At 65.8% G+C, this 13491-nt stretch carries 16 protein-coding genes; 8 read left to right on the forward strand and 8 right to left on the reverse strand.

Annotated features, from left to right (window positions below; genetic code table 11):
* Positions 1-11: 11 nt before the first annotated feature.
* From tal to A5750_RS04430, 4 genes are all read right to left on the reverse strand, one after another.
* Positions 12-1100, reverse strand: coding sequence for a transaldolase (tal, locus tag A5750_RS04415; protein ID WP_066944949.1), 1089 nt, complete (start codon positions 1098-1100; stop codon positions 12-14).
* Positions 1101-1256: 156 nt separating this feature from the next.
* Complete coding sequence (msrA, locus tag A5750_RS04420) at positions 1257-1817, reverse strand: peptide-methionine (S)-S-oxide reductase MsrA (RefSeq protein ID WP_066944952.1); 561 nt, start codon at positions 1815-1817, stop codon at positions 1257-1259.
* Complete coding sequence (msrB, locus tag A5750_RS04425) at positions 1814-2296, reverse strand: peptide-methionine (R)-S-oxide reductase MsrB (protein ID WP_066944956.1); 483 nt, start codon at positions 2294-2296, stop codon at positions 1814-1816. Before msrB ends, msrA begins: the two co-directional genes overlap by 4 nt.
* A gap of 70 nt (positions 2297-2366) precedes the next feature.
* On the reverse strand, positions 2367-3137 hold the full coding sequence (locus A5750_RS04430) for an SDR family NAD(P)-dependent oxidoreductase (RefSeq protein ID WP_066944959.1): 771 nt from the start codon (positions 3135-3137) through the stop codon (positions 2367-2369).
* A gap of 494 nt (positions 3138-3631) precedes the next feature.
* Between A5750_RS04430 and A5750_RS04435 the strand changes: the two genes are divergently transcribed.
* Positions 3632-3943, forward strand: a complete 312-nt coding sequence (locus tag A5750_RS04435; RefSeq protein ID WP_066944963.1) for a putative quinol monooxygenase — start codon at positions 3632-3634, stop codon at positions 3941-3943.
* Between the two features lie 248 nt (positions 3944-4191).
* Here A5750_RS04435 and A5750_RS04440 read toward each other — a convergent pair whose 3' ends face one another.
* From A5750_RS04440 to A5750_RS04450, 3 genes are all read right to left on the reverse strand, one after another.
* Entirely contained in the window at positions 4192-4803 is a 612-nt protein-coding gene (locus tag A5750_RS04440; RefSeq protein WP_066944967.1) for a GNAT family N-acetyltransferase, read from the reverse strand.
* 123 nt (positions 4804-4926) lie between these two features.
* Entirely contained in the window at positions 4927-7233 is a 2307-nt protein-coding gene (locus A5750_RS04445; RefSeq protein WP_066944971.1) for a CaiB/BaiF CoA-transferase family protein, read from the reverse strand.
* Entirely contained in the window at positions 7230-8699 is a 1470-nt protein-coding gene (locus tag A5750_RS04450; protein WP_066945008.1) for an aldehyde dehydrogenase family protein, read from the reverse strand. Before A5750_RS04450 ends, A5750_RS04445 begins: the two co-directional genes overlap by 4 nt.
* Before the next feature lie 171 nt (positions 8700-8870).
* On the opposite strand from A5750_RS04450, the gene A5750_RS25170 reads away from it, so the two are divergent.
* The 7 genes from A5750_RS25170 to A5750_RS04475 all read left to right on the forward strand — a co-directional run bounded on the left by A5750_RS25170 (position 8871) and on the right by A5750_RS04475 (position 12544).
* Positions 8871-9101, forward strand: a complete 231-nt coding sequence (locus tag A5750_RS25170) for a hypothetical protein (protein ID WP_197505349.1) — start codon at positions 8871-8873, stop codon at positions 9099-9101.
* Positions 9102-9115: 14 nt separating this feature from the next.
* Positions 9116-9661 carry a MaoC family dehydratase N-terminal domain-containing protein gene (locus A5750_RS04455; protein WP_066944975.1) on the forward strand — a complete coding sequence of 182 codons (546 nt, stop codon included), beginning with the start codon at positions 9116-9118 and terminating at the stop codon, positions 9659-9661.
* Positions 9661-10059 (forward strand): Zn-ribbon domain-containing OB-fold protein, encoded by a 399-nt coding sequence (locus A5750_RS04460; RefSeq protein WP_066944980.1) that lies wholly within the window; start codon positions 9661-9663, stop codon positions 10057-10059. Before A5750_RS04455 ends, A5750_RS04460 begins: the two co-directional genes overlap by 1 nt.
* An 89-nt stretch (positions 10060-10148) precedes the next feature.
* Complete coding sequence (locus tag A5750_RS04465) at positions 10149-10616, forward strand: MaoC family dehydratase (RefSeq protein WP_066944985.1); 468 nt, start codon at positions 10149-10151, stop codon at positions 10614-10616.
* A complete protein-coding gene (locus A5750_RS04470; RefSeq protein ID WP_066944989.1) occupies positions 10613-11782 on the forward strand; it encodes a lipid-transfer protein in 1170 nt (389 codons plus the stop codon). Before A5750_RS04465 ends, A5750_RS04470 begins: the two co-directional genes overlap by 4 nt.
* 11 nt (positions 11783-11793) lie before the next feature.
* Positions 11794-11943 (forward strand): hypothetical protein, encoded by a 150-nt coding sequence (locus A5750_RS25720; protein ID WP_231989130.1) that lies wholly within the window; start codon positions 11794-11796, stop codon positions 11941-11943.
* The gene (locus A5750_RS04475; protein ID WP_066944992.1) at positions 11933-12544 is read left to right on the forward strand and encodes a TetR/AcrR family transcriptional regulator; all 612 of its coding nucleotides are present in this window, start codon (positions 11933-11935) and stop codon (positions 12542-12544) included. Before A5750_RS25720 ends, A5750_RS04475 begins: the two co-directional genes overlap by 11 nt.
* Before the next feature lie 89 nt (positions 12545-12633).
* On the opposite strand, the gene A5750_RS04480 is transcribed toward A5750_RS04475, so the two are convergent.
* Positions 12634-13380 (reverse strand): MBL fold metallo-hydrolase, encoded by a 747-nt coding sequence (locus A5750_RS04480; RefSeq protein WP_066951439.1) that lies wholly within the window; start codon positions 13378-13380, stop codon positions 12634-12636.
* Positions 13381-13491 lie beyond the last annotated feature (111 nt).

Raw genomic sequence — 13491 nt, forward strand, 5'->3', positions numbered from 1 at the left:
CCGCGCAGTCTTCACCGTTGCAGTGTCCGCGACCAGGACGCTGCGAACTTGGATACCCCGTCGTGTTCGAGCACATCGAATACATCCGGCAGATCGATACCGACCGAGGTCAGCCGGTCGAACACTTCCTGCGCATGCAACGCCTTGCCCGCCACGGTTTCACCGGCGATGATGCCGTGATCGGCCACCGCCTCCAGGGTCTCCTCAGGAATGGTGCTGACCGTGTTCGGCGCCACCAGTTCCGTGACGTACATGGTGTCGGGGTAAGCGGCGTTCTTGACACCGGTGGAGGCCCATAACGGCCGTTGCACGCGGGCGCCGGCGGCGCGCAGCGCGGCATAGCGCGGATCGGCCTCGAAGACCTGCTGGTAGCCCGCGTAGGCCAATCGCGCGTTGGCGACGCCGGCCTGCCCACGCAGTCTGAGCGCCTCATCGGTGCCGATCGCCTCCAGTCGCTTGTCGACTTCGGTGTCGATCCGGGACACGAAAAGAGATGCCACAGAGTGGATTTGCGATATGTCCAACTCGGCCTGCCGGGCGGCTTCGATACCGGCCAGATAGGCGTCCATCACCGATCGATGTCGCTGGACAGAAAAGATCAGCGTGACGTTGACCGAGACACCTTTGGCCAACGCCGCGGTGATCGCGGGCAGTCCGGCTGCGGTCGCCGGAATTTTGATGAAAACGTTGGGCCGGTCGACGACCTTCGCCAGCTCGACGGCCTGCATGACTGTCGCATCGGTGTTGTGCGCCAGCGAGGGGTCAACCTCGATGGAGACTCTTCCGTCGATGCCGTCCGAGGCCTTCCACTGCGGGTGCAGCACATCGCAGGCCATCCGCACGTCGTCGGTGATCGCCGTGCGGACCGCAGTATCGATAGCGGTTCCGCGGCCCGTCAGCTCGGCAATCTGTCCATCGTAGGCGCGGCCGTTTGTCAGTGCGCGCTCAAAGGTGGACGGGTTAGTTGTCACGCCGACAACGCTTCTAGTGTCGATGAGCTCCCGCAGCTTGCCGGACTGCAACAGGTTGCGCGACAAGTCATCCAGCCAGACCGATACCCCCGCCGCTGATAGGGCAGCCAAATTCGGGTTCTGGGTCATCCCGTCACCACCGCTACCCGGTCGCCGGGTAGCGCTGAAACCCACGCCTCAGCACAAACCGTGCCATAGAGCACCAATGGCGCGTATGCGCTCAACAGCACCCGCCAATCAGCTGGAATTGCCAGGTCCTTGTCTTCTGTTATCGAGCCCATGTCGTTATTGAGCCGACCCGGTCTGTTCGGCCGTGGCTGCTCGCGGGTCGGCCGCACCGTCGCCGCGGTTGGATAGCACCCACTCGGGACGGATGTAGTGGCAGGTGTAGCCGGACGGGTAGCGTTGCAGGTAGTTCTGGTGCTCGGCTTCGGCTACCCAAAACTCGCCGGCCGGGTTGACCTCGGTGACGACTGCGCCGGGCCAGCGGTCCGACCCTTCGACGTCGGCGATGGTCTGTGCGGCAATTTGCCTTTGCTCGTCGTCCAGATAGAAAATCGCTGACCGATAACTGGTTCCGACATCGTTGCCTTGCCGGTTCTTTGTGGTCGGGTCGTGGATCTGGAAAAAGAATTCCAGCAGTGTCCGATAGTCGGTCTCGTCCGGGTCGTATGTGATTTCGAGCGCCTCGGCGTGGCCGGGGTGATTGCGGTAGGTGGGATGTGTGTTGCTGCCACCGGTATAGCCGACCCGCGTGGACACCACACCGGGCAGCTCGCGGAACAGGTCCTCCATGCCCCAGAAGCATCCGCCGGCGAGGACGGCGATCTTGTTGTGGTCAGTCATGACTTCTGCTCACCGACGCTCTGGTGTTGGTCCGACACATCGAACAAGGGCAGATATTGCCCGTAACCCTGGGCTTCCAGGTCATCGCGGTGAATGAATCGCAGCGACGCCGAGTTGACGCAGTAGCGCAACCCGCCGGCCTCCCTGGGGCCGTCCGGGAATACGTGGCCCAGATGGCTGTCGGCGTGGGCTGATCGCACCTCGACCCGATCCATGAAATGGCTGCGGTCACGCCTCTCAACAACGAAGTCCGCGTCGATGGGCCGGGTGAAGCTGGGCCAGCCGCTTCCGCTGTCGAACTTGTTGACAGAGGCGAAAAGCGGTTCGCCAGAAACAATGTCAACGTAGATGCCGGGTTCATGGTTGTCGCAGTACTTTCCAGTGAACGGCGGCTCCGTGCCGCTCTCCTGGGTGACGCGGTATTCCTCGGGGCTTAGCGCGTCGACCGCGGCAGGGTTCTTGCTGTATTGGTGTGACACCTGATCTCCTTCATCCGCACAACCGTTATAAGTGCTGCGCTTGGTATTTCGAATCGTCCCGCGTCGTTGCTCAGTTGCGGCCGGCCATGATGCCGCCATCGACGTTGAGAATCGCGCCGGTGACCCAACTGGCCTCATCAGAGAGCAGGAACGTCACGGCGTTGGCCACGTCGGCCGGGGTGCCGACCCGTCCCAATGGGTGAAGCGGCGCGAACGTGGCCAAGGTGGCGTCGATCTCGTCCTTCGGGATGAAGCCTTCGTAGAGCGGCGTTTTGACGACGGCCGGCGCCACCGCGTTGACGCGGATCTTGTGCTCGGCGAGCTCGATGGCGAGGTTATGGGTGAGTGCATGCAGGCCGGCCTTCTGCATCGAGTACACCGACGACGGGGTCAGGCCGATCGCCTGATGTGCCCACATGCTGCCGATGTTGACGATGGAACCGCCCTCACCGCGGGCGATCATGCCCTCAACGACGGTCTGCGTCAGAAAGAACAGGGCATAGTTGAGCTCCATGTACGAGTCATATGTCAGAGCGTCGTACTCTAGAAACGGTTTGGGGACGAAGAATCCGGCCGCGTTTACGAGCAGCGTCGCGTCGCCGTGATCCTCGGAAAGCGCGCGCTGCACATCGGCGACCGCGGCACGATCGGTCAACTCCGCAGTGATCCCCCAGGCTTGGCCACCTTCGCCGGTCAACTCCGTCACGGTGTCATCGACCCGATCTTTCGACCGGCCGATGATCACCGCGCTGCCGCCGTGGCGCACGATATCAACGGCCGCTTGCCGGCCCATACCGGCACTGCCTCCGACGACGATGACCTTCTTGGAATCAAAGTGCATGGTGGGACCTTTCTGCTGCTCACTCTCGGTGGATCCTGCTGGACCTTTGTCTAGCAAGAACAGTTGTCGCCCTGGCGATTACATCCGGTGCCATGCGTACCAACCTCGAACTGATATCAATCTCCTGCCCGGCGGGGTGAGCTGTCATCACCCCGGCCTTGTTTCACCCGGGTGAGTTCTGGTGTGCCGCCATGGCCAACTGCTCAAACCCGATATTTGGCGGTATACCCAGCCAGGAAAGTGGGTTAGAGTACCCAGAACAAGCGGACGAGAACAAAGCGGTCGCAAATATCGCGCACCCAGCCAACGGGCTTCAACGTCTACTGCAGGCGACCCAGCCATCAGACTGCCATTGCAGCTCAGTCAGAACGCTCGTCCGCTGTCCAGGACAATAAGCATGTGCCGACGTGTACATGAAATAGCAAGGCCTGCAAGGGACTTACGGATTATCGCGATTGCCCGCGGCCTTCGGCGACGGTGAAGGAGTGTCAACCATGTACAGCCCAGATGAAGAAGTGGTGCTGATCACCGATGCCACGGCGTTGCCGGGCAAAGGAGACGACCTGCGGCGTGCGCTTGTCGAGTTGATCCCTCAGTCGCTGGCCGAGGCCGACGTCAGCACCTTCCGCCTCCACGAAGACCGTGATCGTCCGGGGCATTTCACGCTTTACCAGCGGTTCCGGAATCAGCACGCCGTCGACCTTCACGTTCAAACCAATCATTTTGCGCTCAGCGTAGAAGCCTTGGCCGAGTTCGCCGAGGGCGGCAAGCCCCAGGTCACCTTCTATCGTGTACTGAGTCGCTAAGCAGCTGTGATCCACTGACCGAGGCGGCTTCGCGTAACCGATCCTGACTTACCGCGGAAACCCCTCCGTCACCAGCAATTCCGCGGCACAGCTGAGGATGCGGTCACGCGTCGCTCGTCCGCGACTCGTCGCTGGCAGCTGGTCGCCAGCCGGGGAGCATGCCATCAGATTACGGGTTGATTGCCGACCTGGGGTCCACGCCCCACTACGGTTCGGGCGGGCGCGTGGGGGCAACACAGCTGTGGTGTTCAGGACTGTTGCGATCCTGGCGCCGGCGCGCAGGCCGGCTCTGGCAGGTCCAGATCAGCTTTGCTCAGACGGTAGACCTCAAGGGTCAGGTTGTAGTACTTGTCGGTCTCACCGACCCATTCCATTCCCACTCGCCGCGCCGTGGCCACCCCGCGACGATTGCCTGGCCGCACGACGGCGAATACCTCACTGACACCGACGTTTGTGAATGCTTGATGGGCCACTGCATGACCGGCTTCCGCACCGTAACCGTGACCCCACCGCGTGGGTGCCACCTGCCAGCCGATCTCGAGATCGGTGCGGCCGGGCGGCAGGGGGAGTAGCGCCACTCCGCCGATCAAGTCGCCAGAGTGTCTATCGGTAATCGCCCATCGGCCGAGGGGGAGGCCGGTCGCGTCGCTTTCGGCGATCCATGTGCCCAAGAGTTGGCGCATCGTAGCGTCGTCGGTGATCACTGGCAGCGCCGGACACAGCCAACGCGAAACCTCCGGCGCGCTGTATATCCCAAAGGCGGCGATGTCGTCGTCGAGCTGCCATGGGCGCAATAGGAGCCGGTTGGTCAGGATGCGTCTCGTGTCAGGATCCCATTCGACGTGGCGATGCTCATGCATTTGAAACTCCTGGGCTCTTTGGACGCATACTGGGGAAAGTCACCCAATTCTACCAATTTCGGCAAAGTAGGACCGACGTCCTCAGGCCCGTTGGGCCGCCCCCACTGCTGCGTGACATCCTGCTCAGGCGCCCAGCGGCCGCTCCCCGATGACCCGCCCGGCCCGCAGGCTCGCGACCTCGGCCACCGACAGGCCCAGACCGGCCAGTACTTCGCCGTTGTGCTGGCCCAGCGTCGGCGGGGCGGCATTGTGGTGGCGGGCCGGTCCGGGGGTGATGCGAAACGGCCAGCCGGGATAGCGGTGCGGTCCGGTGATCGGGTGCAGGAGTTCCTCGTAGTAGCCGCGCGCGTCGAGCTGGGCGCCAATAAGGACGCCGTCGTACATCCGGTCGCCGGTGATCACCCGCTCGGCCGGGATACCTTGTGTCTGAAGGGCTTCCACGACCGCTGATGCGGTCTGTGTGCGCGTCCACGCGGCGACCATCTCGTCGAACACTTCGTGGCCGAGCCGCCCGTCGTTGGGCAGCGACAGCGCGACCCATACGCCGTCCTCCGCGGTCGGGTAAACGCCTTGCAGGTAGCCGCGCTGCCGGTCGCCCCGGCGCGGGGACACGACGCCGGTCATCGAATACTCGATCACCGGTTCCGCGGTCACGCAGGCCGCGACCTCGATCTGAGCGATCTCGATCAGCTGGCCCTCCCCCGTTCGGCGTCGGTGCTCGAGGGCGGCAAGCAGTGCCACCCCCGCGTGCACGCCGACGATGGGATCGGCGGGGCCCTGCGGGTTGCACGGCGGACCGTCGGGGTAGCCGGTCACGGCCGACATCCCCGAGGTCTGCTCGAAGTTCAGCGCCCACCCGACGTAGTCGCGCCACGGGCCTCGCAGGCCGTATCCCGGCATCCGCACAACGATCACGTCGGGGTTCAGTGCCACCAGCGCGTCGTAGTCCAGGCCGAACTGCTCGACCACCCGGGGCGAGAAGTTCTCCACGACCACGTCGGCCTCCGCGGCGAGCCGCCGGGCGATGTCGAGGCCCCGCTCGGAGGTCAGGTCGAGGGTGAGGTCGCGCTTGTTGAGGTTGGTACCCTGCCAGATTGGGCTGCGTTCGTACCAGTCGTCGCCCTCGTAGGCGAAAGCGCCGGAGTAGCGGTGCCCGTCAGGCCGCTGGATCGACTCGACCTTGACGATGTCGGCGCCGAACGCGCCCAGGTAGCACGTCAGGTAGGCGCCGGCCCAGAACGTGGTCAGGTCGAGGACGCGCACGCCGGAAAAGGGCAGCGGCCCTTCGGTCGTGTTGAGCGAGCGGGCCTTGGTGGCCCACGGTTCGGGGCCCGTGCCCAGGTTCGGCGCCGGACGGGGTTGGGGCACCGGGGTTTTCGCGAAGCGGAACGGCGGCCCGGGTCGCTGGAACGACCACCCGGGCCCACCGGATTGCACGAAGAAACCGCGCTCGGCGTACTGCGGGCAGGTCGACACGGTGGCCCCGTCGTTGACCGGGGCGGCCGGGATGCGCAGGGCCTGAGCGAGTTCCACGATCTCTGCGACAGTCTGCTGGGCGAGCAACGGCTCCGCCTTGCGGAAGAATTCGTCGCGCTCCGGGCCGCCCATCATGATCGAGAGCTGATGCTCGCCGTACTCGGGCAGGCCGAGCATGGCACACACATCCAGCCAGTGCTGGCCGGTCAGGCAGTTGATGCCCACCCAGCCGTCGGCGCCCCGGACGACACCCAGCATGGGTGCCGACCGCAGGTTCGCGGGCAAGCCGAGGCTTTTCATGCGCTGTGCCATCAGCATCGGATAGGGCAGCGTCGACAGCAGCGCTTCGAGCTGGGAGACGTCCACCTCTCTGACCCCGCCGGCGGCCGGCAACCGCAACGCGGTCAGCGCGCCCAGCGCGCCGTAAACACCTGCGACGTACTCGGAGATGCGGGCGCCGACCTGCACAGGTGGGCGGTCCGGATCCCGGGCGCTGATCCATCCCGACGCCGCCTGCGCGGTCAGGGGTGTGGCTTGCCGCTGACGCCAGGGCCCGCACTGACCGAATCCAGAGATGCGCAGCAGCACCAGGTTTGGGTTCAGCCGGCTCAAGGCGTCCGGGCCCAGCCCCCGGCGTTCCAATATTCCCGGACCGAAGTCCTCGATGAGCACGTGCGCCTGCGTGATGAGCTCCCGGATCGCCGCCAGATCGCCCGGCTCGGCCAGATCGAGGGTGACGCCGCACTTTCCGGCGTTGAGGTACTCGAACAGTCCGGAGCGCTGTGGGTCGCAGACTCCCCCGGGGAACGGACCCCAGCGGCGCAACGAATCCCCGGCGGGCGGCTCTATTTTGGTGACCTCGGCACCGAGGTCGACGAAAAGCTTTGCGGCGTAAGGACCTGAGATCTCGTTGGCGAGTTCGACGACATGGAGCCCGGCAAGGGGACCCGTCATGCCGGGATCCCGATGGCCTTCACCTCCATGTACTGGTGCAGTCCGCTGATTCCGCCACTCTCCCGGCCGAACCCGCTCAGCTTGTAGCCGCCGAACGGCGCATCGCCCGGCCCGACGCCGTTGACCGCGACCTGACCGGTGCGCATGCGCCGGGCCACCGCGACGGCCCGGTCCACGTCGGTGCCCCACACGGCGCCGGAAAGCCCGTAGCACGAGTTGTTCGCGATCGCGACGGCGTCGTCGTCGTCGCGGTAGCGCAGCACCGACAGCACGGGCCCGAACACTTCCTCCTGTGCGATCGTCGAATTCGGTTGCACACCAGTGAGAATCGTCGGTTCGAAGTAGAAGCCGGTATCCAGGTCGGCCGGGCGGCCGCCGCCGGTCGCCAGCTTCGCTCCCTCGTTGACCGCGCCGTCGACGTGCGCCTGCACACGCTCGCGTTGCGCCGCGCTGATGAGCGGCCCCATCTCCACCGTCGGGTCCCTGGGGTCGCCGACCTTGACGTCGCGGGCGAGCTCGACGAGCCGGTCCACGACGTCGTCGTGCAACGAATCGGGAAGCAGCAGCCGGCTGTGCAGGATGCAGGCCTGCCCGGCGTGCAACGAGCAGCAATCGAAGAGCATCTGACGCAGCATCTCGTCGGTCAGCTGCGTGTCGTCGAGGATGATGCTCGCCGATTTCCCGCCGCACTCCAGCAACAGCCGCTTCATGGCGTCGCCCGCGGCCCGCATGACCTCGCAACCGACGGCGGAGCTCCCGGTGAAGCTGATCATGTCGATGCGAGGATCCGTCGTGAGCGATTTGGCGGCTTCGAGCCCCGAGGGCGTGACCACATTGACCACGCCCGGCGGAATGTCGGTCTCTTCGTCGATGATGCGCGCCAGCGCAAGGCCCGCGAGCGGCGTCAGCGGCGAGGGCTTGAGCACGACGGTGTTGCCCGCGGCCAGGGCGTTGTTCACCTTCATCACGTTGAGACAGTGCGGGAAGTTCCACGGCGTCAGGATCGACACGACTCCGAGCGGCTCGCGGCGCAGCAACGTCGTCCCGGCACCGATCCCGGTGACCGGCTCGTCGACCAACTTCGTCGCGAGCTGGGCCGCATGCATGGACATGTAGCCGGCGCCGTCGATTTGCATCATGCGCTCGACCCCGACGCAGCCCCACTCGACCTGGGACAGCGCGAAGATCTCGTCGGCGTGCTTGAGCAAGGCCGCACCCAGCTGGTTGAGGCAGCCGGCCCTCTCGTCGGGGCTCATCCGGCCCCACGGCCCGCTGTCGAAGGCCGCCCGCGCGGCGGCGATCGCCGCGCCGACCTGGGCGACACTGGCGTCGGGTGCGGTGCCGATGGATTCTTCGGTGGCCGGGTTGATGTCGTCGTAGCGACCGTCCTCCGGCTCGACCCATCTGCCGTCGATGTAGAGCTGATAGGTGTCGACAAGAGATCCCGGAGTTTGCAGCTCGGTCATGCGGTTCCTCACCCGAACGTCGGTCATCTAACCACTTGGTGTACACCCATGGCCGGGCGTCGTCAATCACTAACCACGCGAGTTACACACCATTTCCCCAGTGCCGCGTCGGTATTGACACCAGCAGGCGGCGCGCGGTAGACACAAGGCCGCAAGACACATCGTGCTAATATGTCTGATCTTCTGGCCAGGGAGGCCGCCGTGCGGACCACTTTGCCCGCTTCTTGGTTGCACTCCCCCGACTTCGAGGACGGCGATCCGCACCCGGCGTACCGCGAGCTGCGCGCGACCGCGCCGGTGTGCTGGAGCGGCGGCGCCTACGCAATTCAGCGTGACATCATCTCCATGGCCGGATTGGGCATGCCGAGCGCCCCGCGTGACCTTCGCGCCACCACAACCTAGGAGGACAGCAGCCAGTGACCGACTCAGAAACCGTCAGCGCCAAGGTGCGGGCCCTCGTCGGCCAGCCGACCGGCGGCACCGGAAAACCGTCGGTGGCGCCGGATCCGGTCAACCAGCCGATGATCCGGCACTGGGCGTACGCGATGGCCGACATGAACCCCGTCTACCTCGACCCCGGGTTCGCCGGGAAATCACGGTTCGGCGGCATCGTGTCACCGCCGGTGATGCTGCAGACCTGGACCATGCCGTCGCCGATCCTGGAAGGCATCGGCGAGCGCGGGGGCGCTCCCATCGAAATCAAGGGCAACCCAACGGCTTTCCTCGACGAGGCCGGCTACACCAGCACGGTGGCCACCAACTCGGAGTTCGAGATCGAGCGCTACCCACGCCTGGGCGACGTCATCAGCGCGACGACAGTGTACGAATCGGTCTCCGACGAAAAGAAGACGGCGCTGGGCACCGGCTTCTTTCTGACCTGGCTGACGACCTACACCGACCAGAACGGAGAAGTTCTGGGGCGCCAGCGGTTCCGTGTGCTGCGATTCCGGCCGGAGGGCTGATGGCCACCAGACTGGCGCCCGCCATCACCAAGGACACCGAGTTCTTCTGGAACGGGTTGCGGGACAACAAGCTTCTGATCCAACGCTGCGGCGGATGCGGACAGCTGCGCCACCCACCCCGCCCGATGTGCCCCCATTGCCGTTCCCTGGACTGGGACGCCGTCGAGTCGTCGGGCCGCGGCACCGTCTACAGCCACGTGATGCCGCACGAACCGAAGTTCCCGTTCTTCGAATACCCCTATGTCGTCGTGCTGGTGGAACTCGAGGAGGGTGTGCGGCTGGTATCGAACCTGACCGGTGTCGACCCGCCGGACGTGAGGACGGGGATGCCGGTCGAGGTCTACTACCAGAGTTTCGATAACGACCTGGTACTGCACCAGTTTCGGCCGGCCACGTAGGCGGGGGCCATGGACTTCACGTTCACCGAAGAGCAGGAAACAACCTGCAAGCTGGCCCACCGCGGCGCGACCTATTCGGAAGGACTACCATGACGACCACCGCGAGCCGCACCAGCACCCTGCGCTGGGCGGACATCTCCGTCGGCGACGAGGTCACCCCGCTTGACGTCCCGATCACCACGACGATGATCGTCGCCGGGGCGATCGCCACCCGCGACTTCATGCCCGTGCACCACGACCGCGACTACGCCAACAAGCAGGGGTCGCCCAACCTGTTCATGAACATCCTGACCACCAACGGCTACTGCGTGCGGTTCCTCACCGACTGGGCCGGGCCCGAAGCGATGGTCAAGAAGCTGTCGATTCGCCTTGGCGTGCCGTGCTTTCCGGACGACCCGCTGCGCTTCACCGGCAGCGTCACCGGAAAGACCGAGGGCGCCGGGGGTGAGAACTTCGTCGAGGTGACGCTCAAGGGCTCCAACAGCTTGGGCGATCACGTCTCGGGCACCGCGATCCTCAGCCTGCTCGACGGGGCGCCCGAAACGAGTCAAGCGTGAGCGGCTCGCTGCCCGGTGCGGCCGCCATCGTCGGGATCGGCCAGACCGAGTTCTCCAAGGAATCCGGCCGCAGCGAACTGCAATTGGCGTGCGAGGCGGTCAGTGCCGCCCTCGACGACGCCGGCCTGGCGCCCGGTGACGTCGACGGCATGGTCACGTTCACCATGGACTCCAGCGACGAGATCGACATCGCGCGCAACGTGGGGATCGGCGACCTGAGCTTCTTCTCCCGCGTCCACCACGGCGGGGGTGCCGCCGCCGGCACCGTGGTGCACGCCGCGATGGCCGTCGCCACGGGCGTCGCCGACGTCGTGGTGTGCTGGCGCGCCTTCAACGAGCGGTCCGGTTTCCGGTTCGGCGGCAGCGGACGCAGCATGGCGGAAACACCGTTGTTCATGGCGCACTACGCGCCGTTCGGATTGCTGACTCCCGCAGCGTGGGTCGCCATGCACGCACAGCGTTACATGTCGACGTACGGGGTCACCAACGAGGACTTCGGCCGCATCGCGGTGGTCGACCGCGCGCACGCGGCGCGCAATCCCGATGCCTGGTTCTACCAGCGCCCGATCACGCTGGAAGACCACCAGAATTCGCGCTGGATCATCGAACCGGTGCTGCGCCTGCTGGATTGCTGTCAGGAAAGCGACGGCGGGGTCGCGCTCGTCGTCACCAGCGCCGAGCGCGCACGCGACCTGCGGCAGCCGCCGGCGATCATCACCGCGGCCGCCCAGGGCGCGGCCGCCAACGGCGAGATGATGACCAGCTACTACCGCGACGACATCACCGGCCTGCCCGAGATGGGCGTGGTCGCGAACAGGCTGTGGCGTGACTCGGAGCTCAAGCCCCAAGACATCCAAACCGCCTTCATCTACGACCATTTCACGCCGTTCGTGTTCACCCAGCTCGAGGAGCTCGGGTTCTGTGGGCGCGGCGAAGCGAAGGACTTCGCCACCGTCGAGCGGCTGTCGCTGGGTGGGGATTTCCCGATCAACACCAACGGCGGCCTGCTCGGCGAGGCCTACATCCACGGCATGAACGGCATCACCGAGGGGGTGCGCCAGGTGCGCGGCACGTCCTACAACCAGGTCGACAACGTCGAACACGTCTTGGTCACCTCGGGCACCGGGGTACCCACCAGTGGGCTGATCCTGGCGCCCGCCAACTGAGGGGAACCATCATGCCGAAGCTCGCGCTGCTGACCGCCCACGGCGGGCCCATCGAGCTGGCCGAATTTCCGTTGTCCACCCCGGCACCCGGGACGGCGGCGCTCAAGTTGCGGATGGCCGGCATCTGCGGGTCCGACAGGCACATCTTCCATGACGACTGAAGCTTCCGCATTGACACAGGCGGCCGATACGCGCGAGCTCATCGTGGAATCCGCATACGCCTGCTTTCGCAAGCAGGGGCTGCAGAAGGCGACGATTGTCGACATCGCCCGGACGGCCGGCGTGTCCCGCAGCACCATCTACGAGTACTTCAGCGACAAGCGCGCCATCATCGAGGCGTGCGCAGAACACGCTTCCGAGTGGTTCTATCGCGAGATGTCCAGAGCCATGGATCGGGGCGGCTCGCTCGAAGAAAAGTTAAGCCAGGCGGCTGTTTTCGTGACCCAGGCCCGGCGGTCCATCGCCTCCGAGAAGTACTTCGACGAGGATGCCGTCAGCCTGTTGCTGACCAAGGACGCCGCCGTGCTGCTGCGCGAATGCGTCGATTTCTTCGCGCCCTACCTGTTGGCCGCCCGCCTGACCGGCGAGGTGCGCAAGGATCTCGACATCGAGGCCGCCGCGGAATGGTTTGCGCGCATCCTCTTCTCGCTGTTCAGCACGCCGTCCTCGATCCGGGACATGGACGATCCCGAAGTGGCGGCCGAGTTTGTGCGCGCGCACGTGGTGCGCGGTTTCGCGGGCGACCGCCCGCGGCGGCGTTGAGTGTGCGTCCAGGGTGGGGGTTGCCGGCGTGTCGCCGCCCGGCGTTCACACTCGAAGCCGTGAGCGCACAGTCGATCGCTCTTGAAACATCAACGGCGCTGTTCGGGCCACACGGTTTCGGCGACGTGAACCGGTCGGCCATGGCCGGGCAGCAGGTGTGCGACCGGTAGTTCTTCGAGACGCCTGCGGGTGGCGGCGGCGCTCGCCGGGTCGACGATCTCCGGTGTGTGCCAAACCTTGCCGCGAACGGTCAGCACGGCGTCGCCGGACAGCAGCGTTCGGGTCGTCGAATTCCACAGCGCGATGCTGTCGTCGGTGTGTCCGCCCGCGTTGATCACGGTCCAATCCGGCGCACCGGGCAGCGGCTGGCCGTCGGCAAGACCGCCGCTAGGGGATGGCCCCGTCCAGCGCATACCGGCCGGCGTGCCGTATCCGGCCACCCGGGCGCCGCCGAGTAGCCCCGCCACACCGATGCGATCGAGCGGCTGGTCGATCAGGGTGGGCCAGATACGCGCGGCGCGGGCCGGGGTCGGCGTGCGCGGTTTCGCTCCGCCCAGATAGGTAAGTGTGCGGGCGGGCAACCAGATTGGTGCGGGATAGCGGGACGTCAGTTCCGCCGCGCCGGCGACATGGTCGCTGTGTCCGTGAGTCGCCACCACGGCATGCACGGTGCCGCCGGTACGACCCAGAACGGCCGCCAGATCGCTGGCGACCCGCGGCAGTCCGGCATCGACGACCACCGCGCCGTCGCCGCCGTGCAGGACGTAACAGTTGAAGACCCAGCGCGAGACCCGGGTGATACCGAGATCGGGCATCTCCTCGATGACCAGGCTCATGGCCGAAAGGCTACGCCTGCGCGCGGTGATTGACCGGCGCATCGCGTGTGCACTGCGGGCTTTGACTGTGCGGCTACGGCAGTGATCGCCGGCGTGTCGTCACCCTGGGCG

Origin of the sequence: Mycobacterium sp. 852002-51613_SCH5001154, from assembly GCF_001667425.1 — a bacterium.
Lineage (GTDB): Bacteria > Actinomycetota > Actinomycetes > Mycobacteriales > Mycobacteriaceae > Mycobacterium.